This is a genomic window from Rhizobium sp. BR 250 (genome assembly GCF_047445855.1).
Classification (GTDB): Bacteria; Pseudomonadota; Alphaproteobacteria; order Rhizobiales; family Rhizobiaceae; genus Agrobacterium; species Agrobacterium tumefaciens_I.
Genome location: NZ_JARWKW010000021.1, coordinates 1 through 26,034, shown reverse-complemented (window position 1 = coordinate 26,034; position 26,034 = coordinate 1). Strand labels below are relative to the sequence as shown.

Here is a 26,034-nt window from a genome sequence, read left to right as displayed (position 1 = left end):
CCGATCGTAAGGTCGTTCTCGTCACCGGTGCCGGCTACGGTATTGTGCGGACTGCCGTACGTCACCTGTCTGCGGCGGGTTTCGCGCTCGGGCTGCCTGGACGCGACCAGCATCATCGGCATCACGGGCTTGTGTCCCTATGATTAACGAAAGGGTAACGTCTGTTCACGAGACTTTGTCCATGGGCGAGGTTGCCGTGTTGTGGCCACCTTCGGTAGTTAAGCGTCAGCCGGAAAGGCGGGCAAATCAGGCGGGTAGAACGATCCATGGGCATGCAGGCATTGCTGGATTTCGCGGTTGCGGGGTTGCGGCAAAAGGTTAGGACAGGGGCAAGAATGGCTGCGGTCGTCGCGATCGGCGGCACCCTTGCCGCGTGTACCTCGATGGGCCTCGACAGCGTCAAGAAGGACCCTCCGAAGTTGTCATCGAAGATGATGGCGCAGATGTCGGCCAAGAGCATGCGCCCGGAAAGCCCGGTCCTCGTTCGTATCTTCAAGCAGGAGAGCGAGCTTGAGGTCTGGAAGATCGACAAGACCGGAAATTACGCCCTGCTCAAGACCTATCCCATGTGCCGTTGGTCCGGAAAGCTCGGCCCGAAGATGAAAACGGGCGACCGGCAGGCGCCGGAAGGTTTTTATCATGTCTCGGCCGGCATGCTTAACCCGAACTCGCAATATTACGTCTCTTTCAATCTCGGTTATCCCAACCGGCTGGAATCGGCGCTCGGTTACACGGGTGAAGCGCTGATGGTGCATGGCGCCTGCTCTTCTTCCGGTTGCTACGCCATGACCGATGCCCAGGTGGGCGAGATTTACGCCATCGTTGCGCGTGCGCTGCAGGGCGGGCAGGACCGTTTCCAGGTGCAGGCCTATCCCTTCCGCATGAGTGCAAGGAACATGGTGGCGCATCGGGACGATCCCAACATGTCGTTCTGGAAGACGCTGAAGGAAGGCTACGACTATTTCGAGGTGACCCGCCGCCAGCCCAAGGTCTCCGTTTGCGGCCGCCGCTATGTTTTCAACAGTGAATTTGCCGAAGGTGAGCCTGCCGATCCGCTGGCGGCCTGCCCGCCGGCCATCAACCAGCAGGACCCGCAGGTGGCGTCGAAGCTGGCGGAAGAGCAACAAAAATTTGCCGCCGCGATGAGCGAGGGAACTTCCGCCCCGCTCAGCGCGTATGTAGACGGCGGCATGCATCCGAGCTTCCGGGCCATTCTGAAATCGAGCGGCGCCAAAGTCATGGCCTCGCAGGTTTCCGGCACGAAGTACCCTATCAGCCGCCCGGAGGCGGCGCTGGCAGATCCCTTTGCCAGCGTGAGATGACGTAAATGAGGTTTTTCAATTGAACGAGACGATGACGACCCGGCGGGGTTTCCTGCTTGGAGCAGGTGGACTGGCGCTTGCCGGCCTTGCGGGCTGCAACACAACGGCGCGTGAGGCCACGAGGCCCGCACCGCCCGCCGATGACCCGATGTATGCCCTGATGTACGGCCCCAAGCCGGACGAGCAGTTTCCGCTGCCGGAAATTCCCTATAAGCGCATTCCGCGCCAGTTCCTGCGGCAGATGGTGGCGAACCCGACCGGCGAGCGTCCCGGCGTGATCGTCGTCGATACCGCCAATCATTTCCTTTATCTCACCTATGAAGACGGTCAGGCCATGCGTTATGGCGTCGGTCTCGGCCGTGCCGGTTTCGAATGGGCCGGTCGTGGCGTCATCCAGTACAAGCGGCAATGGCCGCGCTGGACGCCGCCCGACGAGATGATCGCCCGTCAGCCGGAACTGGAGCCCTATAGCAGCCGCAATGGTGGCATGGAGCCGGGCCTCAAGAACCCGCTCGGTGCGCGCGCGCTCTATATCTTCAAGGACGGCAAGGACACGATCTACCGCCTGCATGGCTCGCCGGAATGGTGGACCATCGGCAAGTCGGTCTCGTCCGGCTGCGTGCGCCTGCTGAACCAGGATATCATCGACCTTTATAATCGCGTGCCGGATAGGACGCCGATCGTGGTGACGGCGCTCGGCCCGGCGCAGCAGGGCGTGCCGATCGGCCAGGAAGGCGTGCCCGTGGCGCAATATGGCAATGGCGTCATCGGCGACGGCCTGTCGCAACCGGCACAGGCTTATTGATCGTAAAAGCTTCACCCGCGGGCAGCTGCGCCCGTGGGTGATGCCGGCTCAGGGCCCGGCATGAGGTGAGGAGATATTATCTTCCTTCGCCATTGCCATCATGCAACCCGGCGCGCCTCTTCCCGGCCGCCGGCAATTTCCATATCCAGCCGGAAGCGTGACACCAGTGCGCGCAGCTTTGCGGTTTCCGCGGCAAGCGTTGTCGAAGCGGCGATGGATTGTTGCACCATGGCCGCATTCTGCTGGGTGGCGTGATCCATGGAATTCACCGCTGCGTTGATTTCGGCCAAACCGGTCGATTGTTCGGTGGCCGATGTCGCGATGGCGTTCATATGGCGGTCGATGCCGGCGATGCGTTCGCCGATATCCTTCAGTGCGGTGCCGGTATCGAGAACCAGTTGCACGCCGCTTTCCACTTCTGCGGATGACTGGCGGATATGGTCACGGATTTCGCTTGCGGCTTTTGCAGAGCGCTGGGCGAGATCGCGCACTTCCTGCGCCACCACGGCAAAGCCCTTGCCGGTCTCGCCGGCGCGGGCGGCCTCCACCCCGGCATTCAGCGCCAGAAGATTGGTCTGGAAGGCGATTTCGTCGATGACGCCGATGATGCCGGTGATCTGCCGCGATGAGGCCTCGATGCGGCGCATCGCTTCTTCGGCATGGCTCACCACTTCCACCGATTTCAGGGCGCTCTGGTTGGCGTCGGTGGCGGCGAGCCGCGCTTCGGCGGCGCGCTTGTTGGCATTCGATACGTTGACGGTGATTTCATCGAGCGCGGCCGCGGTCTGCTCAAGGGAAGCAGCCTGATTTTCCGTGCGGCGGGAAAGATCGCCCGCGCCGGCTGCGATGTCCTGGCTGCTGCCGTCGATCGTCCCGATACCGCTGGAAATGGCGAAGAGCGTTTCGCCCAGTTGCCGGACCGAGCTGTTGAAATCGTGGCGAAGGGCCTCGAATTGCGGAGCGAAGGCATCATCAAGCTGGAAGGCCAGATCGCCGGATGCGAGCCGCTTGAGGCCGGCCGCGAGACCGGAGGTTGCGATGCGCAGCCTTTCGGAGGCCTCCTCTTCTGCGTGCCGTCGGGTTGCTTCCTGATCGACTTCCGCCTGCCGGCGGGCCGCTGCTGCCTGTTCTTCGAGCGCCCTGTTGGCGATGGCCGCCTGCCGGAAAATCTCGACCGCGCCGGACATGGAGCCAATTTCGTCCTTGCGGTCGATGCCGGAGGGCAGCTGTGACGTATCACCGCCCGCCAGCGCTTCCATATTCTTCGACAATTGCAGGATGGGACGGATAATCGATTTGCGGGTGAGGAGGAAAAGCCCGGCGGAGAAAAGTGCTGCGAGAACCAGAAGCCCCTTCAAGGTGAGGTTAATCGCCGCCTTGGTCTTTTCGCTTTCAGCCGATGCGGCGTCGGAGAGCGCCTGAATCTGGTCGCCCGCCGTTTCCATCGCTTTTTCAAGCGCGGAGAATTGCCGCATGAATTCCGGCATCAGCTTGATGGCCGCTTCCGGGCTGGAGCCGGCAAGGCCGACCACCGCATTGGCCGCATCCATATAGGCGAGAAGCGGCTTTTCGACACCGTCTATGACGGTTTTGACGTTGGTGCCGGCCGACAGGGACCTGTTTGCCTCGATCATCTCACGGAAACTCGCCTCGTGTTCGGCAAGGTCGGCCTTAACGGCCTTGAGATCGAGACCCATCCTGGCATCAGCCGAAAGAATGGCGGCCAGCACGTCGGACCGCAGCGCGTCATGCATCATGTCCGCCTGCATGTGGTTGCGAAGCACATCGGCTGAAAGCGCCACATATTCGCTGTTTCGGTTGAGCTTCTCCGTCGCCCATATGCCGACGCCGGCGGCGCTGCCGGTGATGGAAAAGATTGCAATGCTTGCCAATATTATCTTTTTCTGAATCGATGCCATCGGAGCGTTCCCGCGTTGTAATTTATACTTCGGGAAAATAATAGAACATGCTTAATAAATGATCTATTTTCGCTTCTGGCTTGATAAAAGCAAAAAAAGGCTGCAATTTGCATTACAGCCTTTTCTTTATTAGCAGTTTATACTTTTCAGTGCGTGCGCTTGAGCGCCTCGCCGAGGATCGAAACAATATCGTCGAAATGGGATTTTTCGGCGATCAGCGGCGGTGAAAGGGCGATGATATCGCCGGTGACGCGGATGAGCAGGCCGCGCTCGAAACAATCCACGAAGACATCATAGGCGCGAGCGCCGGCGGCACCGTCGCGCGACTGCAACTCGATGCCGGCGATGAAGCCGATGGTGCGGATGTCGATGACATTGGGCAGGCCCTTCAGGGAGTGGATGGCGTCGTGCCAGACATCCTGCAATTCCGCGGCGCGGGTGAAGAGGCCTTCATCGCGGTAGATATCGAGGGTCGCAATGCCGGCGGCGCAGGCGACCGGATGGCCGGAATAGGTGTAGCCGTGGAACAGCTCGATCTGGTTTTCCGGCCCATGCATCAATGCGTCATGTACCTTGCGGCTGGTGAAGACCGCGCCCATGGGGATTGCGCCGTTGGTCAGGCCCTTGGCGGTGGTAACGATATCCGGCGTAACACCGAAATAGTTGCTGGCGAAGGAAGAGCCCATGCGGCCGAAACCGGTAATGACCTCATCGAAGATCAGCAGGATGCCGTGTTTGTCGCAGATCGCGCGCAGGCGCTCCAGATAACCCTTCGGCGGCACCAGCACGCCGGTGGAGCCGGCCACGGGTTCCACGATACAGGCGGCGATGGTTTCCGCGCCATGCAGGGCGACCAGACGTTCCAGATCGTCGGCAAGTTCCGCACCGTGCTCAGGCTGGCCCTTCACGAAGCTGTTCCTGGCAAGGTCATGGGTATGGCGCAGGTGATCGGCGGGGATCTGCGGGAAGACGCGACGATTGTTAACGAGGCCGCCGACGGAGATGCCGCCGAAACCGACGCCGTGATAACCGCGCTCGCGACCGATCAGGCGGCTGCGGGTGCCCTGGCCGATGGCGCGCTGATAGGCGATGGCGATCTTCAGCGCCGTATCGACCGATTCCGAACCCGAGCCGGTGTAGAACACGCGGTCGAGCTTGCCGCCTTCCGGGCCGGGGGCGATTTCCGCCAGACGTTCGGCAAATTCAAACGCGACGGGATGGCCCATCTGGAAGGAGGGGGCGTAATCCATGGTCGACAGCTGATGCTTGACGGCAGAGGCGATCTGCTGGCGACCGTGGCCGGCATTGACACACCACAGGCCTGCCGTGCCGTCGAGTACCTGGCGGCCATCGGTGCTGGTGTAATACATGCCCTCGGCGCTCGCCAGCAGGCGGGGATTGGCCTTGAACTGCCGGTTGGCGGTAAAGGGCATCCAGTAGCTGTCGAGCGAGGTGGAATTGGATCGGCTGGGGTTGTCCATAACGGGTCTCCTGTTCGTTGAAGGTGATTGAAAGCTATTTTATCGACTGAACAAGCCCTTTTCTCTCTGTGGCCAAGCCATTGAAAATGCTATAGGTGTGAAGGCAGATTTTCGATATTTCGAACAAGGGCAACGGGGGCTCGGGTATGTCGGTGGATATAGGCGGGCGTTTGCGGCATTTGCGGCTGCGCCACAATATTTCCCAGCGGGAACTGGCAAGACGTGCCGGTGTTACCAATTCGACCATTTCACTGATCGAGAGCAACACCTCCAACCCGTCCGTCGGCGCGCTGAAGCGCATTCTCGACGGCATACCGATCGGCCTTGCCGAGTTTTTCGCCTTCGAGCCGGAAACCAGCCGCAAGGCCTTTTACCGGGCAGACGAGCTGGTTGAAATCGGCAAGGGGCCGATCTCCTTCCGGCAAGTGGGCGAAAATGTTTTCGGCCGCAGCCTGCAGATCCTGAAGGAATGTTACCAGCCGGGCGCCGACACCGGCAAGGTGCCACTGGTTCACGATGGCGAGGAGGGTGGCATCATCCTCTCCGGGCGTCTGGAAGTGACGGTGGATGAGGAGAGGCGGGTGCTCGGCCCGGGGGATGCCTATTATTTCGAAAGCCGCAGGCCGCACCGCTTCCGCTGTGTCGGTCCCGTGCCCTGCGAGGTCATCAGCGCCTGCACCCCGCCAACCTTCTGATTCCTGCGGATTTAGCGCTTTCTGCCGCTCGGAAAATGGACCGGATGGGGTGGGAAGCGAAAATTCGACCGCCAGCTCTACCATTTTTGCGTAGCTGCCATGAGCAAAACGCACTGTCACGCCACTATTTGGCCGTGTTTGCGCCTTCCTTGCGATTTTTCCATCGCTTTTTATTGGCGCAGCGATAATGGCGGGTAAAAAAATCCCGGCCAATATGTCAAATTTTATATGCATTGCCACAATCTTGCTGCGACGCAAAAAACTTTAATAGTCTGCCATTGGCACGACTCTTCTTGGCGTTCCTGTCTCATCTCCTCAAGTCATAAGAAACACATAAGAAAAGACTGTCGACGCTGCAAAACCCAATACATGCGGCGGCGACACCCATGCTCTCAACACATGGCCACCGGCGCATTTGTTGCTTTTTTATGCAACCGTTAATATTGCCCCGGCGTTGATCGGCCGCTGGCGCAAGAAATCGCATAGACGGTTATGGGCAATGTGCCTTACAAAAAATCCATTAGCATCAAATTCCGAACACAGACTTGTTATCTCTTTTAGACGGAAAGACGCGCCTCCGGGCACCGACCAATCGCAAAACATAAATGGAGTTCTCTCTATGAAGTCCGCGACCCAATCGGCTGAACAGACACTCAGCAGCTCCGAAGATTTCGATGTCAGCTTCCCTATCGGGGGCATCGCAAAACGTAGCTTCGATATGACGTCTGCTGCGCTTGCGCTGCTCATCTTCAGCCCGATATTCCTGTTGATCGCCGTGCTGGTGAAACTTTCCGATCCCGGTCCGATCTTTTATGGTCACCGGCGTGTGGGACATAATGGCCGTTATTTCCATTGCCTGAAATTCAGGACGATGGCGATGAATGGCGATGAGATTTTGCGGCAGTATCTTGCCGCCAATCCGGAAGCCGCCGAGGAATGGCGCGCGACCCGCAAGCTCAAGAACGATCCTCGTGTCACGGCCGTCGGCGCCGTGCTGCGCAAGCTCTCCCTCGACGAACTGCCGCAGCTTCTCAACATCATCCGCGGCGAAATGAGCGTGGTTGGTCCGCGCCCTGTCGTCGACGAGGAGCTGAGCTATTATGAAAGCGCTGCCGCTTATTATCTCAGCACCCGCCCTGGCCTGACCGGCCTGTGGCAGATCAGCGGCCGCAACGACGTATCCTACAAGACCCGCGTGGCTTTCGACACCCAATATGTGCAGAACTGGTCGATGCGGCAGGATGTTTTCATCATCGTCAAGACCATTCCCGCCGTGTGCCTTTCACGCGGAAGCTACTGAAAACCGATATTGAGTTCGGCTTTATCGATCTTCGTTTCGACACGCACCCCGACCGGGATCCCAAGTCCGGTCTTCGGGTGCGTCATTGGTGCTAATCATACCGGCCGCTATTTGCGGCGCTGTGCGACCGGCCTTGTCCGGTTGCGCTACGGCCTGACCGCCTGTGCGGCGGTCAGCTAACAGGGAGTTTCCCGATGAACGGCCTTTTTGCCGCCCGCCGCCCGTTTGTGGCCCTCGTTCTTGCCGCTTCCGTTGCCCTTGCCGCGCCTTTGTCCGCAATGGCGGCGGAAGGCTCCCAATATAAGCTCGGCACTGCCGACAAGCTGCGTATCCGCGTTGCCGAGTGGCAGCCGGCCGATGGCAGCATTCGCAACTGGGATGTGATCAACGGTGATTATTCCGTCGGCCCCTCGGGCGCGCTGTCCCTGCCTTTCATCGGCCAGCTCGATGTTGCCGGCAAGACGCCCGCCGAGGTTGGGGAGGCGATCGGAGCCCAGCTTCAGAGCAAGTTCGCCCTTCGCAACCTGCCTTCGGCTTCCGTCGAGATCGCCCAGTTCCGGCCGATCTTCCTGAGCGGCGATGTGCAGACGCCGGGTGAATATCCCTATGCCGCCAATCTCACCGTACTGAAAGCCGTCAGCCTTGCCGGTGGCCTGCGTCGCTCGGATGCCGGGCAGCGTTTTGCCCGCGACTTCATCAATGCGCGTGGCGATGCCGCCGTTTACGACAACCAGCGGGCAAGGCTGCTTGCCCGCCAGGCGCGGCTGATCGCCGAGGTCAAGGGTGACACGGCCATCGCCAAGACGCCCGAAATGGAAAAGATTGCCGAGATCGACGTGCTGCTGGCCAGCGAAAGTGCACTGATGAAATCGCGCACCGAGCGTTACACCCTGCAGCTCAAGGCGCTGACCGACCTGCATGCGCTTTTGCAGAGCGAAGTCGAATCCCTGAAAAAGAAATCCGAAACGCAGAACCGTCAGCTCCAGCTTGCCAATGAGGATCGCGACCGCGTCAACCGGCTGAACGAGCAGGGGCTTGCGCTGTCGCAGCGGCGTATTTCCGCGGAAGAACGTGCGGCCGAGGTGGAATCCAACCTGCTCGATATCGACACGCAGTCGCTGCGCGCCAAGCAGGATATCAACAAGGCGACGCAGGACGAGATCAACCTGCGCAACGATTGGGTGGCACAGCGTTCCAAGGAATTGCAGGACACTGAAGCGGAACTCGACAAGCTCAATCTGCAGCTGACCACCAGCCGCGAATTGATGTCGGAAGCGCTGGCGCAATCGGCCGAAGCGATCCGTTTTGATCCCGCGGGCAAATCCGCCACGATCAGTTATGTCGTGGTGCGTGAGGAAAACGGCAAACCGAAAGAGCTGAAGGTGGACGAAAACGCCATGCTCCAGCCCGGCGACGTCATCAAGGTCTCGTCTGAAATCCTGATGCAGTGAGGTTTCAATGCGGATCGCCAAATCGGCGCTGATCGATCCCGAACGCAACGAGATTTACGGAATGGCGGCGATTGCGCTGTCATTCTTCGTTTTCGCCTATTCGTCGCGTTTCGGGCAGATCTCGGTTCTGGCCTATTATGGCATGTGGCTGCCGCTGGTGGTGGTCGACTATCGGCGCGTGCTCGGCAATTATCCGCGTTATCTCTGGATATTCGCCTTCGGCATTTTGACCGTGCTGTCGAGTTTCTGGTCGGAAGCGGTCTCGGTGACGATGCGCGCGTCGATCCAGTATCTGACGCATATCGTCTGCGCGCTGATCGCCATGCGGGTCATCTCCATCCGCACGCTGACGCGCGGCGCGCTGATCGGCATTATCCTCGTTCTGCTCTATTCGCTGCTGTTTGGCATCTATCTTTTCGATGCGCTGGACGGCACCTATAGTTTCGTCGGTGCTTTTTCATCGAAGAACCAGCTCGGCTTCTACGCCTCGCTCGGCGTCATTTTTGCCGCCGCCTCGGTGCTGATCCTCAAGCAAAGGGGCATCTGGCTACCGGTCGCCGGCGTCACCGGGCTGTTGTCGGCCTATAGTCTTGTGGCGTCGCAATCGGCAACATCCGCCATCACCACGGCGGCGGTGGTGGCCCTTATCATCGGTTTCATTCCCATCGGCATGCTGTCGCCGGCAAACCGCAAGATGATGTTTTTCGCGCTCGGCGGTCTCGGCGCATTGCTGGCCGTCGCCTCCCTGCAATTCGGCCTGCTCGATGCCATTCTCGGCATTTTCGGCAAGGATTCGACGTTGACCGGCCGCACCTATCTCTGGCAGCAGGGCATCGAGGCGGCAAAACAGACGCCCATCCTCGGCGTCGGTTATCAGGGGTTCTGGGTCGCCGGTTTTGCCGATGCCGAACGCCTGTGGAACGATTTCTTCATTACCGGCCGCACGGGCTTCCATTTCCACAACACCTATATCGAAACCGTGGTGGAAAACGGCTTCGTTGGCATGCTCCTGCTTGCCATGGTGCTTTACGGAACGCTGCTCGGGCATCTGCGCTCGGTTCTGATGCGAAGGAGCGATCCGCAGGGCGTCATCCTGTTTGCGATCTGTGCGCTGTTCGTGGTGCGCTCCTTCGTGGAGATCGACATCATCTTCCCCTACCAGATCGGCTCGTTCCTGCTTTATTTCGCGGCCGGGAAACTGTGCCTTCCGGCCAGATATGTGCAGGGCGGCATGGGGCTATCCGGGGTTCGTGACGGGTTCTCCCACCGCCGTTCCGGCCTTGAGCTGGAAGCCAGCCAGCCCAAATCATTGGGCTGAAAGGCCGGGCGGCGGAGGCGAGGGTGCTTCCGTTGCTTATCCTATAGGTAATCCGCCGATACATGTGGGCTGGCGTGGATGAAGCTCCATATGTCCTTGCTGACCGCGACGATATCGGCGATCGATTTTTCAAGGTGCTCGATTTCCTTCTCGTCCATGCGTTCGACCTTGCCGTAACGCACCTGGCTGTCATCCTCCACCAGCCGCATCAGTTGCGTACTGGCGATTTCGCCTTTTTCATCGAAGGAATAGATGCAGTGATTGTATTTGTTGCGCGTCCTGGCTTCCTTCTTCAGCCGCGCCATGATGGAGAGGATGGTCTTGCGGTCCTTCGCATCGGTGGAAGGAAGCTTCGCCAGGCGCTCGATCAGATCCATGCGCGCCCGCGTGGTGTTGAGCGTCAGGAACACGACGATGGCCGCTTCCTTCTCCACTTTCAGGAGATGGACGATCAGATAGATCATCAGGCTTTCGGTGTTGGTCCACACGTAATTCAGCCTGCCGACCAGCAGCAATACATCCGACATCGCCGCCATGCCGCTTCTCCCGCCCCGACGAAATATAGTGATATTATATGCCGACCAGCGCGGGAATGACAGGGTACGTCACTGTTATTTCTTCATCTTTCCTTGAAGGCGCGCGACATGCTGTCGGAAATCGGTTTGGTCAGATATTCGAAGAAAGTGCGCTCCGAGGTCTGGATCAGCACATCGGCCGGCATGCCGGGCACGGGGTGGAAATTATGCACCTTGGCGATTTCCTCGTCGGGGATCTGCACGCGCACGATGTAGACATCCTTGACCTGAAGCCCGGCATTTTCCTCGATGCTGTCGGCCGAAACGTAAAAGACCTTGCCGTTCAGAACCGGCGTAGTGCGGCGGTTGAGCGCGGAGAGGCGGATCGCGGCGGTCTGGCCCTCATGTAGCTGGTCGATGGAGGTTCTGAGCACCTGCGCTTCCAGAATCAGCGGCACATGGGCCGGCAGGATTTCCATGATCGGCTTGCCTGTCGTGATGACGCCGCCCGGCGTGTGGTAATAGGCGCGCACCACCGTGCCGTTGACGGGGGAACGGATGACGGTGCGTTCCAGCACTTCGGCTGCACCGCGTACCTGTTCGCGCACGCTGTCGAGATCGGACTCGGCGGTTTCCAGCGCATCGAGCGCGGCCTGTTTGTTGGCGTTAACGGCGATGATCGCTTCCTGCCGGAACTTGGCGATTTCCGCCTCGCTCTGGTTCATTTCGCCGCTCAGGCGGGCGATGTCGCCCATCGCGTCGGCAATGGCGCGTTCCAGTGCCAGCATGTCCGTCTTGCGGATGACGCCGTCCTTGGCGAGCCGTTCCTTGGAATCGCGCTCCTGTGTCAGAAGCGCCAGCTGGCGGTCGAAGGACTGCTTTTGCCCGTCATAGCCATTATAGCGGAACTCCAGCGACCTGATGTTCTTGTCGATCAGGTTCAGCTGTTCTTCCAGCTTGACGAGCTTGCTGTGGAACACGATGTTCTGGCTCTGGATGATGGCGTTGATGTCCGGGTCGCCGGCCTCCTTCATGACGATGTCAGGCACCTTGAAGCTTTTTGCACCCTGGGCTTCGGCCCGCAGGCGGGTGACGATGGTTTCGAGGCGAAGCCGTCTCAGCTGCAGCATGCGTTCATTGGCAAGCGCCGTCGTCTTGTCGAGCGTCAGGAGAACGTCGCCCACCTTGACCGTGTCGCCTTCGCTCACCATCATTTCCTTGATGATGCCGCCTTCCAGATGCTGCACGACCTTGTTGTTGCCGGTGGCGACGAAGCTGCCCTGGGCGATGATGGCGGAAGAGAGCGGTGCGGTGCCCGCCCAATATCCGAAACCGCCGAAGGAGGCGAGCAGCACGGCAAGACCGATCGAGCTATGCAGACGAATGGAGCGCGGCACCTCGCTGTACCATTCCAGCTGGCCCTGGGGTTTGATTTCGGCAATGGCGTTTTTCTTCTTGAACATGACGAACCTCAACCCTCGATCTGTGGCGACTGGTTGGCCGGGCGGCCATTGCCGGAAAGTGCTTTCAGCACCTCCAGCCTTTCGCCGAACATGGCGACGGATCCGTCCTTCAGCACCATGATCTTGTCGACGCACTGCAAAAGGGCGGGGCGCTGGGTGATGGTGACGGTGGTGATGCCCTGTTTCTTGGCGTGCAACAGCGCCTTGGCCAGCGCCTGTTCGCCGTGTGTATCCAGATTGGAATTGGGCTCGTCCAGCACCACGAATTTGGGATCGCCGAAAAAGGCGCGGGCTAGCGCGATACGCTGTTTCTGGCCGCCGGAAAGCGGCGCGCCGTCGGCGGCGACCACGGTTTCATACCCCTGCGGAAAACCGGCGATCAGCTCATGCACGTCGGCCAGTACGGCAGCCTCGTAAATCTGCCGGTCTTCGACATCGTCGCGCATGCGGCAGATATTGGCCTTGATGGTGCCGGGGAAAAGCTGCACGTCCTGTGGCAGGTAACCGATGCTTTCACCGAACTGCCGCTGGTCCCAGTTGCGCAGATCCATGAGGTCGAGACGGACATTGCCTGAGGTGGGCAGGATGGAACCGACCAGCATCTTGCCGAGCGTCGTCTTGCCGGAACCGGAATTGCCGATGATGGCGAGCGATTCCCCCTTTTTCAGCGAAAAGGAGATGCCGTTCAAGATCACCTTCTTCTGCGGCGGCGGCACGAAGAGGATACGCTCCACATCGAGACGCCCTTCCGGATTGGGCAGGCGCAGGCGGGGGAAGTTGAGCGGCGAATTGATGAGAAGCTGCTTGATGCGGCCATAGGCGGCGGCGGATTTGTTGAACTGGTGCCAGCCTTCAATCGCACCTTCGATGGGGGCGAGCGCGCGACCGGAAATGATGGAGGCGGCGATGACCATGCCACCGGTCAACTCGCCGGAAAGCGACAGATGCGCGCCCCAGCCGAGCAAGGCCACCTGGGTTATCATGCGCGCCGCCTTGGAGACGCCGGAAAACATGATGTTGCGATCCTGCGCCGCGACATGCGATTTCAGCGACCCTGCGGTTTCGCGGCCCCACATCTTCACCGCTTCCGGGATCATGGCGAGCGCATTGATGATCTGCGAATTGCGCGACATGGAATCGAGATGGAAATTGGCGCGGCTGAGATAACCGGAAGCTTCGGAGAACTGCCGTGCGGTGAAGCGCTGGTTCAGCCAGGCAATGGTGAACAGCACGACACAGCATACCATGATGATGATGCCGAGATGCGGATGGACAAGATAAACCACCACGATGAAAAGCGGCATCAGCGGCGCATCGAGAAAGGCAATTAGCGTGCCGGAGGTGAGGAAGGAGCGCAATTGCTGCAAATCCTGCAAGGTCTGGTAGTCCTTGCCACTGCCATGCAGGGAGGCGCGGGCGGCGGCGGAAAGGATCGGTGCGCCGAGCTGCACCTCAAGTTCGACCGCGGTGCGCATCAGGATGAAGCGGCGGATGGCGTCCATGAAGGCCTGCAGCAGGACCGCGCCAAGAACCGCGACCGTCAGCATCACCAGCGTATCCATCGAGCGGCTGGTCAGCACCCGGTCCGATATCTGGAACAGATAAAGCGGTATGGCGAGCAGCAGGATGTTGATGGCGACGGTGAACAGCATCACCACCACCATGTTGCGCCGCACGGCCGCGATGCCCTTGGCGAGGCTGGCGGCGAAGTTGATCGGTTCGCTGCGCTTGTGGAAGCCGCTCTGGTTCCCACCACCGCCGCCGCCACCGCCGCCATTGTCTGACGGTTCCCTGCCGTTGCCGCCGCCGCCCGTCACGGGCCGGCGTTCATTTTCACGGATCGGCCCGTCATTATTGTCGATGGTCTTGGCGAAGGGCAGATCGGGTGTGGCTTTCAGCTCCGCATTGTCGATCTTGGCTTTCGGTTCCGGCGGGGCCGGCCTTTCCTGCGGTGCGCTGCGCAATTGCGGGGTGGCCTCGGGGGAAGCCTGCAGCGTGGGCTGCGGCGGTGCAGGCATGATCGGTGCGGGCATGGAGGAGGGTATTTCTGCTTTTGCCGTCTGTTCGGCGCCGGATAATTGGCGCAGGTTTTCGACGGCTTCATTGATGGCTGAAATACAGGCATCCGTCAGCTTGCTGTCTTCCGCGTCCTGATCCAGCGGCAAATCCAGCGAGCGTCCATCGGCAATGGTCTTTCTTGAAATATGATCCATTTTATATCGGTCCCCTCGGTGATCTTGCGGTGTTTGCCGTTTTGGTTGCGGCGGGGCGCGTTCTTGTGGTTTTCCCCGCTCGCCAAAACCTATGCGGTGACCGCCTGCATGACGTCGGATGAATGGGCGTTCGACCATGACAGGTCGTGACCGGCATTGATGACGCCATCGGATTCGTTCTCGATGGTGGCGGGATCGTCGTGAAGAAAGGCGATGACCTCATTCGCCAATTGGCCTTGCTGCGCCGGTTGCGACGTGTCGTTTTCGATAATGCCGCCCTGGATCAGGATGGCGTCGGAATAAACGCCGCCGGCGACATAGGTGGTGGTGCCGAAGCTGTCGTAATCGACGATCTGCGCCAGGTTGACGACGGCGTTGCTGCCGGTATCGATATGGACGGTGGCGTCCTCGTTGTTTTCCAGAACCTTGGCGGCGGCCTGTGTTACGTCGTCGGAATCGCCCAGCACACTCACCTGCTTGATGATGCTGACATCGTAAAGATTGCCGGTGATATAGAGGACGTTCAGCCCCTCATAACCGGCGAAATTGACGTCATGGGCAAGCGCATCCGGCATGTTGGGATCGCGCTCGTTGATCGCGTTCACCGTCTGCGTCATGTAGTCCGGCATGGTTTCGAAACGGTCGTTGCCGCCGACATTGTGAATGGCGGCATCGTTCCACAACAGGTTGTTGCCGGACTGGATGGTGGCGCCTTCCGGCGCATCGGGATTGGCGCGCACCCAGTCATTGTCGTAAAGCACGGCGATCTGGCTGATGATGTTCATGTCCAGCACATTGCCGCCGATGATGATCAGATCATATTGCATGCCGATGCCAAGGAAACTCGCAATGTTGAGCGCGGCATTGCCGCCCGTCAGCAGGCTGACGGTCGCTCCCGAGGTGGTGATCGTCATCGTGTCGTTGTCGCTGACGAACTGGTATTGCTCGATCCAGTGCACGAAGGAAACGTCGCCTTCCAGCACGCTGACGCGCCAGCCGGTGGGGAATATCGGCGGCTCACCGTTTTCCTGGCTGCTGTTCTCCGTGTTTTCTGCGCCCGGATAGACGCTGCGCTCGAAGCTGGCGATATTGAAGGCTGCCGTTGCCGCCTGGTCCTCGGACCGTGTGAAAACGGAGTCGATCTCGTCCCGGTCGCTATAAATATAGGCCTGGGTGATCGCGTCGATCTGGTGATAATCGCCCATGACGGCGGTAACCGAGGTCATGACACCGGTATTGACCAGCGTGGCGATGTTGGCGACGACATTGGCGCCTGCGGCGACATCGAGGCTATTGCCGGCCGGGCTGTCCTCATGCAGCGAAACATCGCTCTTTTCCGGCTCTTCCGCCGGCTTGGCGATACCGCGATCGGGCATGTAGTCGTCGAGTATCGGTTTTTCGCTGGCTATCGAGCCGTTGATGTAAAGCCCGTCAATGTCGTTGCCGGCCAGAACGAAATCCTGATCCGCACCGGTGCCAAGCGACGTCACGTCGTTTTCGCGGGCATGGTCGATATAGTCATGCGCGGATTTGGCGAGCGCCTGCAGGGCGTCGTAACTGTCGGTGCGCTGGAAAACGGCAAAGGGCGTGAAGACGGCCGCTTCATTGTAGAACTCGACGGTGCGTTCGGTGACGAAGCTCGTATCGCGGCCCGCATAGGGGCCGTCCGTCATGTTCAGATAGTCGTCGTCCTGGAGAATGTTGACCTGCGCGACATGGGCGATGACCGAACCGGGACCGGGGTGAACCACCAGTTCATATTCCTCCTCGAAGGAAAGACGGCCGGGAAAACGGAAATGGGCTGCGGAAATATCGACCGGGATGGCATTTGCAAGCTGCTGCATGTCGTATTCGACAGCGCGGGCGAAATGCGGCCGGATATAGTCGAAATCATAATAGCCGGCGTGGTATTTGACACCGGGGTCGTAGTCCTCGAGCGGAACGTCGTAGTTCTTGTCGAGCAGCTTTGCCGCTTCATCGTCCGGCAGACGGTCCGGATCGGATTGCGCCGGGCCTTCGGTATAATTGGTTCTCAGACGCGCTTCCTCGATCACCGTGTCGAACAGGCCGATGAAATGCGCGATCATGTCCGAAATCTTGTCGATATGCATCGGAGGTCCCTCCCTGATCATCGCGGCAGAGCCTGGAGGCTGCGGACGGCGCACGTCTCAGAGGCGGCGCTTCGTTTTTACGCAGACCCGGTCCTTCAACCGCGAACTGCACCGGCGGGTGCCGGTGCAGCTCTTTTCGTCAAGAGGTGGGTATCAGGAGTGATCCTCACCGACATCAGACACATGCGAGTTACCGCCTGTGATCGTGACATCAACTGCGTTGGAGAGCATGTTGGCGCCCTGCACCAGTTCCAGATGGAAGCCGGAGTTTGCCAGGATTGCCGATGCATCCGCAGTGCTGGTGCCTGCTGCATCGTCGCCGGCCTTGAGGTCCCAACCCTTGCCGTCGATGCCTTCGGCGCCAAAGGCGTCGCCTGCATTGGCGCTCAGGTGGTTTTCAGCGCCACCGTTCTGCATCTTGATGTCATAGGCCTCATCCTGATCCGCCAGGTGGTTGGCCTGCACCATGCTGAAGCCGGTGTCGTTGCCGTCGCCGTTGAGCGAGCCGTTGAGGATATTGTCGACATCGAGAGTGAAGGAGAAGTCGTCACCCAGATTGAAGGTGAGGTCTCCGCCGGCGATGCCGAGATTGCCGACATCCTTGACGCCCGTGATGTTGCCGAAGTCGTCATCTGACTTGTAGAAACTGTCCGCGGAGTTGAAGCTGTCGGAGGTCGTCGTGGTCTTGGTGGAGGTGTCGTTGTCGGAATAGTTGGACGTCTTTGTGTCCGTATCCGTGATTGTTTTCACATTGGTGTCGTTGTCGCTGTACGACTTGCTTTCATAGCTCCAGTCGTAATCGACCTTGATATCGGTGTTGGTTTCGGTGCTGGTCTTGGTGGTCGTGTCGTTGTCGCTATAGGACTTGCTGTCATAGCTCCAGTCATAGTCGTTGTCGCGATTGTCGCCGTTATTGGCCTCAACATCGATCTTGGCGTCAACATCCACATTGGTGCTGTTGTCGCTGTTGTCGTTGTTGCGGTTTTCACCATTCGCGGTGCCGACGTTGCTGTCTTCCACCTTGGCGTCATTGGTCGACGTGTTGGCGAAACCATCGGAAAGCGCGCCGATCTTGGTGATCTCGTCGCCGGATGACTTTGGATCATAACCCATTTCATTTCCTCCGAAAAAGCTCGGAGCAGCTTTCGAAATCCCTCTCATCTCAAACGGGATTTTTTCGCGCTTGCCCCGGATAGCATGAAGATTGATGTTTGCAGATGCACTCGGTACGCATCATCTGCGGTTCGGTATTGGCCCGTGATCGGGCTCTTTTCGTTCAGCCCTTGTGCGCTACTCGGTAAAAAAGGCGCACAAATCCGTTCCTCGCTCCAACGGGGGAGCGCGGTGGCTTCGTCTTTTCGCTTGCATGTTTTCTTGAAAAGGGACCGGCGTTTTTCAAACACACGTCAAGGCCGGAGATATCTTTCCATCGGCCGCCGTTCAGCGACGGTCAGACTGTGCCGCAGAAAAATTGCGCTTCCTAGATATCAATTCGGGCTAAACCTATCGGCGTTTTCGTCCAAATATATGTGCTGCGGGGGCCGTCCCGCGGTCTTTTTCATCCCGTTTGGCCGTAAATGAAGCTCGCTTGGGCAGGAAAAAGCTGTTTTTTGAAAAACATGGTTTATTTCGGCCGGAAAGGGTCTCTATCCCGAAAAGGAACAGCTTCAAGCCTGGTTCGCCGGCGAGCTATGTAAAGAGATATCAACTAAAAGTTATATTTTCCCGGATTGCAAAACCATAGCGAAACCTTTTCCGATGTCTTTGTTTTTGCAGCGCTTACCGGATGAATGATTCTATCCCGTCGTAACCTATTTTGTATGTCAATTGTAAAAAATAACCCGTTTGGGCCATTTATTTACACAGCTTTTCGTATTAGCTTTCCTGAATTAACGGGTGATTAATGATAATTGACATGGCCTGAGACGGGGAATTTCCCCCACGTATTGAGGGGAAAGATACCCGGCGGACGAAAGACTGCACAACCAAAAGAAAGTAATGCGTAAGCGCTTTAGGGAGGCGTCAATGTTCATGGGAACGTCAGATTATACAGCAAAACAAAAAAACACCGTTGCTCCTATAAATGGAACTTTATTGGTCATTGCGGATCCGGACCTGTTTTCCGAGTGCCTCATGGAGGCGCTGGGCAAAAAGTTCCCAACATTCGCGGTGGTCAACATAACATCGTCGGCCGAGATCGACGATGATTACGGTAATAATGTCCGCCTGGTGTTGCCTTACCGGATGTCGGGCGAGCGACTTCACACCGTTCTTTCGGAGGTTCGGGAAAAACATCCCGATGCGCCGATCGCGCTCGTCGTCGAAACCATCGATAAATTCGAGGAGCCGCTGAAGCGGCTGGTGGGCATGCGTGTCATCGATGGCGTGCTGCCGCTCAACCTCAGGCTCGATGTCTTCATGGCGGCCGTGGATCTGCTTATGAAGGGCGGAGAACATTTTCCCGCCGCTCTTCTCGGCAAGCTCACGCCCTATTCACCGTCGGTCAACGGCAAGAGCGTTCAAAACAATGCCGTGATCGCCAACCGTGCCGATGCCCTGGCCGCAGGCCGGGGTGAGGCAGCGACGCTGACGACGCGCGAGGTACAAATCCTCGACCTGCTGTGCAAGGGAACGCAAAACAAGATCATCGCTGATCGGCTGCATCTGTCCGAGAACACCGTCAAGGTTCACGTTCGCAACATCTATAAGAAAATGAACGTGCGCAACCGCACGGAGGCGGCTTCGCGCTTCTTCCACAAGGATGAAGACGCGACCTTCTCCGGCGGCTGGAAGAACTGAGCGTCAGGGCGGCAAGAGCCGTCCGGACGCCAGTTCCCTCCGGTGTCTCTGCCGGAGGCTCAGGGCCTCAGGAAGCAGCGGGATTTCTGCCCGAATCCGCTCGGTGAGCAGATATAGGGAGAAGAGCCGGAATAGGACTGCCGCGATACAGCGGGCGTACCCGAGGCATCGGCAACAAGCGTAACGGCCGCGTTGCCCGTTTTTTGATAACCGTAGGACGTCTTCGCCGGAGCAACCCGGTTCTTGATCGTCGTCGTGTTTGCCGACGCGGTCTTGATGAGAACGGCGTCTTCGACCACGGAGCATGAAGCCGTCGCGAAAGTGAAAGTCAAAAGCGCGCCGGCAACGAGCGCGAGACGACAATGGCGGGCTGTTTTGCCGCCGCGGGAATAAGGCATTTCATTCGTCATGTGTGTCCCCTGAAATCGACTGTCTGTCGCATCTCGCCGGGCGGTTTTGTCCCGGTGGACCGAGCCTTACAAAACCAGGATAGTCCCGACTGGTTGAGCGAAGCTTGCGCTAATGCTCAATAAGAAAGGCATAATGGTGGCATAGTTAAAAAGTATTAAATCAAGAGGCTATTTTGAGTAATTTTGGGTAATCAATTGTAATATTTTGATAAAATGAAGTTGACCTGCCTTCTGCTACGCCTATCATGAAAGTTGAAATTTATCGAACTGAAATATTAAACCTCCAGAAGAAGTAAAAACCGGAGGATGATATTCAAGATATCGCACAATCGGAAGTTTGATCCAGTTTAGTTGAATCAGCCATGCTGATTCCTCATGGGGAGGAGTGTGTAATGCGTAATTTCGTTCCCAACGAGCACGACAACGGCGTCACCATCTACTCCGAATGGAGACCTGGTCAACGCGTTCTCGTCAACGGCGGTGCCGGTTTTCTGGGTTCGCATCTTTGCGAGCGCCTGCTGAGCAGCGGTCACGAGGTTATCTGTCTCGACGACCTTTCGACCGGACGTACGGCGAATGTGGCGCATTTGCGGGACAATAAGCGGTTTCTGCTGGTCGAGCACGACGTGCGCAAGCCCTATGACATCGATGTCTCGCTGATCTTCAACTTCGCCTCGCCGGCTTCGCCGCCCGATTATCAGCGCGATCCCGTCGGCACGTTGCTGACCAATGTGTTGGGTGCGGTCAACGTGCTGGAAGTGGCCCGCAGATGCGGGGCGACGGTAGTGCAATCCTCGACATCGGAAGTCTATGGCGATCCGAACGTCAATCCGCAGCCGGAAACCTATCTGGGCAATGTAAATACAATCGGGCCGCGAGCTTGTTACGATGAGGGCAAACGTAGCGCCGAAACGCTGTTCTTCGATTATCACCGCTGCCACGACGTCGATATCAAGGTGGGACGCATTTTCAACACCTATGGGCCGCGTATGCGTCCCGATGACGGGCGCGTGGTTTCGAACTTCATCGTCCAGGCGCTGAAAGGCACCGACATCACCATTTATGGCGATGGCAGCCAGACCCGCTCCTTCTGCTATGTCGACGACCTGATCGACGGCTTCCTGCGGTTTTCGGCCAAGCCGAAAGATTGCACCGGACCGATCAATCTCGGCAACCCGACAGAAATTCCGGTGCGGCAGCTCGCCGATATCGTCATCCGCATGACGGGTTCCCGGTCGCGCATCGTGCACCTGCCGGCGGCTATCGACGATCCGCAGCAGCGTCGCCCCGATATTTCACGGGCAAAGGAGCTGCTGAGATGGCAGCCGCGCGTACCACTCGAAATCGGCTTGGAAAAAACCATCGTCTATTTCGATGCGCTGCTGGCCGGCAGGAATGTGGTGGAGGCCGTATGAGATGCCCCGCACAATCCTCGTCACGGGCGGGGCCGGATTCATAGGCAGCCACATCTGCAAGGCGCTGGCGCAATCCGGTTTCAAGCCCATTGCTTACGACAATCTCTCGACCGGTCATGCGGATTCCGTCCGCTGGGGGCCCTTTATCGAGGGCGACATTCTCGATCGTGGCCTCCTGGGGGCCACGCTGAAGGAATTTTCGCCGGCCTTCGTCATCCATTGCGCCGCCAACGCCTATGTCGGCGAATCCGTTGAGGATCCGCGCAAATATTACCGCAACAATGTCGGCGGCAGCCTGGCGTTGCTGGATGCCTGTCTCGACCAGAATATCGGCGGGCTGGTATTTTCCTCCAGCTGCGCCACCTACGGCGTGCCGCCGCAATTACCGATCCGCGAGGAAACGGCGCAGATGCCGGTCAATCCTTACGGGCGCACCAAGCTCATCTTCGAAATGGCGCTTGATGATTATGCCGCTGCCTATGGCCTGCGTTTCGTGGCGCTGCGTTATTTCAATGCCGCCGGCGCCGATCCGGACGGCGAACTTTGCGAGCGGCACGAGCCTGAAACCCATCTGATCCCGCGCGCGCTGATGGCCGCCGCAGCACGGCTGCCGCAACTCGATGTCTTCGGAGCGGATTACGACACCAGCGACGGCACCTGCATTCGCGACTACATCCATGTCAGCGATCTCGCCGATGCCCATGTGGCTGCCGTCAACTATCTTGCCGAAGGCGGGGAGACGCTGCGCGTCAATCTCGGTTCCGGCCACGGCACGTCGGTCGGCGATATCCTCCGGGCGATCCACCGGGTAACGGGGCAGGAGGTGCCGGTGCATTTCGGTGCAAGGCGCGCCGGCGATCCGCCCGCCCTTTTTGCCGATATAAGGCGGGCGGAAGAGACGCTCGGCTTTATTCCGAAGCGTTCGGATATAGACACGATCATCCGCACGGCCGGTCCCGGCTTTGGACTGGAGGTGCGGTCATGAAAGCCCGTTCCACCCATTCCGTTCCATCGGCCCGCGCGGTTGTAATCACCGACGATCTGCGTATGCAACCGGTTTTCACCGGCTGGAACCGCATGGCCTATCGTCTCGGCATCGGCGGCTGGCTGGTGACGCTCGCCTATTTCTGGATCTGGTGGCTCGATCGCGATCGCGTCATCGACTGGCCCTATTACACCGTCGTCACGATAACCTTGGCGTGGATCACGCTTCTGCCGTCCTATTTCATCTTCATCTTCCTGAATGCGAAGGTAGTCGATCCGCAGTCGCCTCTGCCGAAGGGCCGGGTGGCGATGGTCGTCACCAAGGCGCCATCAGAACCCTTCGCCGTGGTGCGCAAGACGCTGCTGGCCATGCTGGAACAGGACGGTCTGGAATTCGATGTCTGGTTGGCGGATGAGGCTCCGGATGAGCAAACGCTGAAATGGTGCGGCGCGCACGGCGTTTTTGTTTCCACCCGGCAGGGCGTCGCGGAATATCACCGCAAGACCTGGCCGCGGCGCACACGCTGCAAGGAAGGCAATCTCGCCTATTTCTACGATCATTACGGTTACGAGCGTTATGATTTCGTCGCCCAGTTCGATGCCGATCATGTGCCGGAACCGGATTATCTGCGCGAGATCATGCGTCCCTTTACCGATCCGAAGGTGGGCTATGTCTCGGCCCCAAGCATCTGCGATGCCAATGCCGGTGAAAGCTGGGCCGCGCGCGGCAGGCTTTATGCCGAGGCAAGCCTGCATGGCGCGCTGCAGCTGGGCTATAATAATGGCTGGGCGCCGCTCTGCATCGGCTCGCATTACGCCGTGCGCACGAAAGCCCTGCGGGAAGTGGGCGGTCTTGGGCCGGAGCTTGCCGAGGACCATTCCACCACGCTGTTGATGAATGCCGGCGGCTGGCGCGGTGTCCATGCGGCCAATGCCATTGCGCATGGCGACGGGCCGGTGACCTTTGCCGATCTCATCGTGCAGGAGTTTCAGTGGTCGCGCAGCCTGATGACCATTCTGCTGCAATATTCACGGCATTACGTGCCGAAGCTGCCGCCGCTGCTGAAGTTCCAGTTCCTGTTTTCGCAGCTCTGGTATCCGCTGTTTTCCGGCTTCATGGCACTGATGTTCGTGCTTCCCGCCATCGCGCTCATAAGCGGTCATGTCCTCGTCAATGCATCCTATCCGGTGTTTCTGGCGCATTTCATGCCGATTTCGCTGATCATGATCGTGTTCGCATTCTTCTGGCGGGCCACGGGCGCGTTCCGCCCGCATGATGCCAAGCTCTTTGGCTGGGAAGCCATGGTGTTTCTGTTCCTGCGCTGGCCCTGGTCGCTGATGGGCGTGCTGGCGGCGATACGCGACACGATCCGTGGCGATTTCGTCGATTTCCGCATTACGCCCAAGGGCACGCAGGCAAAACCGCCGCTGCCGCTGCGGGTCGTTGCACCTTACATGGCTTTGGCGGCGCTCAGCCTTCTCGCCATGGTTCTGGCGCCGCGGGAAAACGGCGCGGAAGGGTTCTTCGTCTTCGCCGCCATCAATGTGGCGATCTATGCGGGCCTTTCGGTGTTTCTGCTCATCCGCCATGCGATGGAAAACGGCGTGCCAAGGTTGCCGGCATTGCGTGGTGGAGCAACCGCCGCCGCCTGTTCCCTGCTGCTGGTGGGTGCAGGTGCGGCGCAGCTCAGCTCCCATGCGATTGGCGGGCTGGAAGCCCTGTCGCACGGGCAACCCTATGTCAGTTTTACCGAAACACGCTTCACGGTCGCCGGTGCGGGCGTGGAAGGCGCAAGATCGGTACGGCTGAAACTGCGCATCGCCCTGCCGGGACTGCCCGGACAACAGGAAATGCAGGCGGAACCCATCGTTGTTCCGCCGCCGGCGGTGGCAACTGGAGAAATCATGCTGGCCGACAATAGGGTCGGACAATGAAGGAGGAGGCTGTGATGAAAACAACAATAAGCAAATGCGGATTCTCCGCTTTCGTACTCTGTCTTGCAGTGGTTGCGCCAAGCGCCGTCCATGCTGCAGGCGGCACGAAGACGCCGAAACCGCTCAGAACCAGCGAAGTCGTGGACATGTACTTCGACAAGACCTGGAAATGGGATACGGGCGGCGGACGCTTCATTGCCGACGGCCGTAAATTCGTCGCCGCAACGGAAGAAAAGGGCCAGAAATCCATCGGTGAAGGCCGTTGGACTGTGGATGCCAACGGCACCTTGTGCATGCGCGCCACCTGGAAAAGCGCAGCCGGTAACGGCAAGGCCGATACCTGCTTCGACCATGGCCGCATCGGCAAGGTGCTCTACCAGCGCAAGCAGGGCGGGCCCTGGTATGTGTTCCGACACAACCCGCCACGCGCTGGCGATGAATTCCTCAAGCTCGTCCGCAAGGACGATGTAACGCCGCAGATCGCCGCTTACGACAAGGCGATGACGGCAACAAGGTAAGGAGTAAGGTGTCATGCAGATAACAAGAAGAAGACTTCTGTTCGCAAGTGGTGCCGCCGCAGCCTTTACCGCCGGTATGTATCCGGTGCTCAAGCTCGACGCGCAGGGCGTCGCCCCCATGACGTCGACGGGCATGAAGACGCTTGCCGACAAACGCCCGACATTGCATGCGGAGGGTATCCGCTTCGGCGCCTACGATCCGCACGGCGATTTCACCGCCCAGGCCGGGGTGGCAACGGAACATCTGTTCCTGCCCTGGGAAGACGTGGATCTCGATAGCCTCGCGCTCGCGGACGCCTATGCCCTGGAGCGCAAGCGCAACGTGCTGATTACGGTGGAACCCTGGTCGTGGGACGTCAACTGGCGGCTCACCTCCGACGAGTTGCGCCGCAAGGTGCTGAGGGGCGATTACGACGAAAACATGCGGGCGATCGCCGCGCGCATGTCGGCAATGAAGAGCCCGCTCATCCTGCGCTGGGGGCAGGAAATGGAAGACACGTCCGGCCGTTTCTCATGGTCGGGCTGGAATCCTCAGGACTACATCACGGCCTACAAGCGCATGGTGGACATGACCCGCAAGGCGGTGCCCGGCGTCAAGGTAATGTGGTCTCCGAAAGGTCTCGATGGCCTGCGGGTCTATTATCCCGGCGACAGCTACGCCGATCTGGTCGGTCTCTCGGTCTTCGGTCTCGAGGATTATGACAAGATCGAATATGGCGGACCGCAAAAGTTCTCCGATCTGCTGCGCAAGGGCTATGGACTTGTCGAACCCTTCAACAAGCCGATCTGGGTTGCCGAACTCGGCTATGAGGGCGGCGATTCCTATGTTCGTCCGTGGATGAACGACGTGACGTTGAAACAGGCGGATTTTCCGAGACTGGAAGAGGTCGTCTATTTCAACGACAAGGACGTTCACGCCTGGCCGCACAATCTCGGCAAACCCGACTGGCGCGTCGTACGTCCGGCCAAGGCCTGATTGACTTCGAAAACCGGACGAGCGGCAGCCATGCCGCTCGTCCGGTGGCCCGTGGTCAGTTACCCGCCGCCAGCACGGCCTCCGCCTCATAGATGGCGCAGACGATGTGGTAGAATGTGCTTGCCGGTGCTGGCTCGTCGAGCATCGGCCTGTCGGCCGGCCATTTGTCGAACCACAGACCCTTGACCGGCGTGTCGAGGAAAGGCTGCAGCGCGCCGATGGCCCTAAGGCCGGAGGTGAGGTAACGCTGCCGCTCCTCGCCATTCGTGACGCTCGCCAGCCGCACCGCCGCCTTCAGCCATTCCGTCTGCGGCCACAGCCGCGCCAGCCCGTCATGCACCGAAAAATCGTCAAAGAGGCTCATCACCGCCACCTTGCGGCGCGGGCAGATGCCATGCCCTTCG

Annotated in this window: 21 protein-coding genes; 12 read left to right on the top strand and 9 right to left on the bottom strand. The window is 59.1% G+C overall.

Annotation, left to right across the window (positions count from 1 at the left end):
* Positions 1–266 precede the first annotated feature (266 nt).
* Positions 267–1,322 (top strand): L,D-transpeptidase family protein, encoded by a 1,056-nt coding sequence (locus tag QD336_RS23345; protein WP_499172331.1) that lies wholly within the window; start codon positions 267–269, stop codon positions 1,320–1,322.
* 19 nt (positions 1,323–1,341) lie between these two features.
* Entirely contained in the window at positions 1,342–2,127 is a 786-nt protein-coding gene (locus tag QD336_RS23340; protein WP_269342843.1) for a L,D-transpeptidase, read from the top strand.
* Between the two features lie 98 nt (positions 2,128–2,225).
* Here QD336_RS23340 and QD336_RS23335 read toward each other — a convergent pair whose 3' ends face one another.
* On the bottom strand, positions 2,226–4,046 hold the full coding sequence (locus QD336_RS23335) for a methyl-accepting chemotaxis protein (RefSeq protein WP_499172330.1): 1,821 nt from the start codon (positions 4,044–4,046) through the stop codon (positions 2,226–2,228).
* Positions 4,047–4,192: 146 nt separating this feature from the next.
* Positions 4,193–5,527, bottom strand: a complete 1,335-nt coding sequence (gene aptA, locus QD336_RS23330) for an omega-aminotransferase AptA (RefSeq protein WP_499172329.1) — start codon at positions 5,525–5,527, stop codon at positions 4,193–4,195.
* A 146-nt stretch (positions 5,528–5,673) separates the two neighbouring features.
* Here aptA and QD336_RS23325 point away from each other — a divergent pair, with 146 nt between their 5' ends.
* From QD336_RS23325 to QD336_RS23310, 4 genes are all read left to right on the top strand, one after another.
* On the top strand, positions 5,674–6,222 hold the full coding sequence (locus QD336_RS23325; RefSeq protein WP_003523802.1) for a cupin domain-containing protein: 549 nt from the start codon (positions 5,674–5,676) through the stop codon (positions 6,220–6,222).
* Positions 6,223–6,841: 619 nt separating this feature from the next.
* A complete protein-coding gene (locus QD336_RS23320) occupies positions 6,842–7,522 on the top strand; it encodes a sugar transferase (RefSeq protein ID WP_269342849.1) in 681 nt (226 codons plus the stop codon).
* A 194-nt stretch (positions 7,523–7,716) separates the two neighbouring features.
* Positions 7,717–8,973 carry a polysaccharide biosynthesis/export family protein gene (locus tag QD336_RS23315; RefSeq protein WP_499172328.1) on the top strand — a complete coding sequence of 419 codons (1,257 nt, stop codon included), beginning with the start codon at positions 7,717–7,719 and terminating at the stop codon, positions 8,971–8,973.
* A gap of 7 nt (positions 8,974–8,980) precedes the next feature.
* Positions 8,981–10,291 carry an O-antigen ligase family protein gene (locus tag QD336_RS23310; RefSeq protein WP_499172327.1) on the top strand — a complete coding sequence of 437 codons (1,311 nt, stop codon included), beginning with the start codon at positions 8,981–8,983 and terminating at the stop codon, positions 10,289–10,291.
* A 41-nt stretch (positions 10,292–10,332) separates the two neighbouring features.
* Here the strand turns inward: QD336_RS23310 and QD336_RS23305 are convergent, their stop codons facing one another.
* The 5 genes from QD336_RS23305 to QD336_RS23285 all read right to left on the bottom strand — a co-directional run bounded on the left by QD336_RS23305 (position 10,333) and on the right by QD336_RS23285 (position 17,706).
* Positions 10,333–10,827 carry a hypothetical protein gene (locus QD336_RS23305; protein WP_269342856.1) on the bottom strand — a complete coding sequence of 165 codons (495 nt, stop codon included), beginning with the start codon at positions 10,825–10,827 and terminating at the stop codon, positions 10,333–10,335.
* An 83-nt stretch (positions 10,828–10,910) separates the two neighbouring features.
* Complete coding sequence (locus tag QD336_RS23300; protein WP_499172326.1) at positions 10,911–12,269, bottom strand: HlyD family type I secretion periplasmic adaptor subunit; 1,359 nt, start codon at positions 12,267–12,269, stop codon at positions 10,911–10,913.
* Between the two features lie 8 nt (positions 12,270–12,277).
* A complete protein-coding gene (locus QD336_RS23295; RefSeq protein WP_499172325.1) occupies positions 12,278–14,482 on the bottom strand; it encodes a type I secretion system permease/ATPase in 2,205 nt (734 codons plus the stop codon).
* A gap of 89 nt (positions 14,483–14,571) precedes the next feature.
* Positions 14,572–16,593 (bottom strand): hypothetical protein, encoded by a 2,022-nt coding sequence (locus QD336_RS23290; protein WP_499172324.1) that lies wholly within the window; start codon positions 16,591–16,593, stop codon positions 14,572–14,574.
* Positions 16,594–16,746: 153 nt separating this feature from the next.
* Positions 16,747–17,706: a fibrinogen-binding protein gene (locus QD336_RS23285; RefSeq protein ID WP_269342865.1), complete on the bottom strand. Its 960-nt coding sequence runs from the start codon at positions 17,704–17,706 to the stop codon at positions 16,747–16,749.
* A gap of 912 nt (positions 17,707–18,618) precedes the next feature.
* Between QD336_RS23285 and QD336_RS23280 the strand changes: the two genes are divergently transcribed.
* Positions 18,619–19,392, top strand: a complete 774-nt coding sequence (locus tag QD336_RS23280) for a helix-turn-helix transcriptional regulator (RefSeq protein ID WP_269342867.1) — start codon at positions 18,619–18,621, stop codon at positions 19,390–19,392.
* 59 nt (positions 19,393–19,451) lie between these two features.
* On the opposite strand, the gene QD336_RS23275 is transcribed toward QD336_RS23280, so the two are convergent.
* On the bottom strand, positions 19,452–19,802 hold the full coding sequence (locus tag QD336_RS23275) for a hypothetical protein (protein ID WP_269342868.1): 351 nt from the start codon (positions 19,800–19,802) through the stop codon (positions 19,452–19,454).
* 392 nt (positions 19,803–20,194) lie between these two features.
* Between QD336_RS23275 and QD336_RS23270 the strand changes: the two genes are divergently transcribed.
* Genes QD336_RS23270 through QD336_RS23250 form a run of 5 tightly spaced genes read left to right on the top strand, consistent with a single transcriptional unit; the run spans position 20,195 to position 25,630 of the window.
* Entirely contained in the window at positions 20,195–21,217 is a 1,023-nt protein-coding gene (locus tag QD336_RS23270; RefSeq protein WP_269342869.1) for a UDP-glucuronic acid decarboxylase family protein, read from the top strand.
* A 1-nt stretch (position 21,218) separates the two neighbouring features.
* Complete coding sequence (galE, locus tag QD336_RS23265) at positions 21,219–22,202, top strand: UDP-glucose 4-epimerase GalE (protein ID WP_269342870.1); 984 nt, start codon at positions 21,219–21,221, stop codon at positions 22,200–22,202.
* The gene (locus QD336_RS23260) at positions 22,199–24,136 is read left to right on the top strand and encodes a glycosyltransferase family 2 protein (protein ID WP_499172323.1); all 1,938 of its coding nucleotides are present in this window, start codon (positions 22,199–22,201) and stop codon (positions 24,134–24,136) included. The genes galE and QD336_RS23260 overlap by 4 nt, the downstream gene beginning before the upstream one ends.
* A gap of 14 nt (positions 24,137–24,150) precedes the next feature.
* A complete protein-coding gene (locus QD336_RS23255; RefSeq protein ID WP_269342873.1) occupies positions 24,151–24,654 on the top strand; it encodes a DUF995 domain-containing protein in 504 nt (167 codons plus the stop codon).
* Between the two features lie 13 nt (positions 24,655–24,667).
* A complete protein-coding gene (locus QD336_RS23250; protein ID WP_269342875.1) occupies positions 24,668–25,630 on the top strand; it encodes a glycosyl hydrolase in 963 nt (320 codons plus the stop codon).
* A gap of 55 nt (positions 25,631–25,685) precedes the next feature.
* Here QD336_RS23250 and QD336_RS23245 read toward each other — a convergent pair.
* Positions 25,686–26,034 (bottom strand): AGE family epimerase/isomerase (locus QD336_RS23245; RefSeq protein ID WP_499172322.1); only part of this gene is annotated, 349 nt, incomplete at its 5' end.

Bases quoted from the DNA above. Each gene is read 5' to 3' on its own strand.
- QD336_RS23260 (WP_499172323.1), top strand. From the start codon at position 22,199: ATGAAAGCCCGTTCCACCCATTCCGTTCCATCGGCCCGCGCGGTTGTA.
- QD336_RS23275 (WP_269342868.1), bottom strand. From the start codon at position 19,802: ATGACGAATGAAATGCCTTATTCCCGCGGCGGCAAAACAGCCCGCCAT.
- QD336_RS23250 (WP_269342875.1), top strand. From the start codon at position 24,668: ATGCAGATAACAAGAAGAAGACTTCTGTTCGCAAGTGGTGCCGCCGCA.
- QD336_RS23255 (WP_269342873.1), top strand. From the start codon at position 24,151: ATGAAAACAACAATAAGCAAATGCGGATTCTCCGCTTTCGTACTCTGT.
- galE (WP_269342870.1), top strand. From the start codon at position 21,219: ATGCCCCGCACAATCCTCGTCACGGGCGGGGCCGGATTCATAGGCAGC.
- QD336_RS23310 (WP_499172327.1), top strand. From the start codon at position 8,981: ATGCGGATCGCCAAATCGGCGCTGATCGATCCCGAACGCAACGAGATT.
- QD336_RS23320 (WP_269342849.1), top strand. From the start codon at position 6,842: ATGAAGTCCGCGACCCAATCGGCTGAACAGACACTCAGCAGCTCCGAA.
- QD336_RS23270 (WP_269342869.1), top strand. From the start codon at position 20,195: ATGCGTAATTTCGTTCCCAACGAGCACGACAACGGCGTCACCATCTAC.
- QD336_RS23325 (WP_003523802.1), top strand. From the start codon at position 5,674: ATGTCGGTGGATATAGGCGGGCGTTTGCGGCATTTGCGGCTGCGCCAC.
- QD336_RS23300 (WP_499172326.1), bottom strand. From the start codon at position 12,269: ATGTTCAAGAAGAAAAACGCCATTGCCGAAATCAAACCCCAGGGCCAG.
- QD336_RS23345 (WP_499172331.1), top strand. From the start codon at position 267: ATGGGCATGCAGGCATTGCTGGATTTCGCGGTTGCGGGGTTGCGGCAA.
- QD336_RS23290 (WP_499172324.1), bottom strand. From the start codon at position 16,593: ATGCATATCGACAAGATTTCGGACATGATCGCGCATTTCATCGGCCTG.
- QD336_RS23305 (WP_269342856.1), bottom strand. From the start codon at position 10,827: ATGGCGGCGATGTCGGATGTATTGCTGCTGGTCGGCAGGCTGAATTAC.
- QD336_RS23285 (WP_269342865.1), bottom strand. From the start codon at position 17,706: ATGGGTTATGATCCAAAGTCATCCGGCGACGAGATCACCAAGATCGGC.
- QD336_RS23295 (WP_499172325.1), bottom strand. From the start codon at position 14,482: ATGGATCATATTTCAAGAAAGACCATTGCCGATGGACGCTCGCTGGAT.
- aptA (WP_499172329.1), bottom strand. From the start codon at position 5,527: ATGGACAACCCCAGCCGATCCAATTCCACCTCGCTCGACAGCTACTGG.
- QD336_RS23280 (WP_269342867.1), top strand. From the start codon at position 18,619: ATGTTCATGGGAACGTCAGATTATACAGCAAAACAAAAAAACACCGTT.
- QD336_RS23315 (WP_499172328.1), top strand. From the start codon at position 7,717: ATGAACGGCCTTTTTGCCGCCCGCCGCCCGTTTGTGGCCCTCGTTCTT.
- QD336_RS23335 (WP_499172330.1), bottom strand. From the start codon at position 4,046: ATGGCATCGATTCAGAAAAAGATAATATTGGCAAGCATTGCAATCTTT.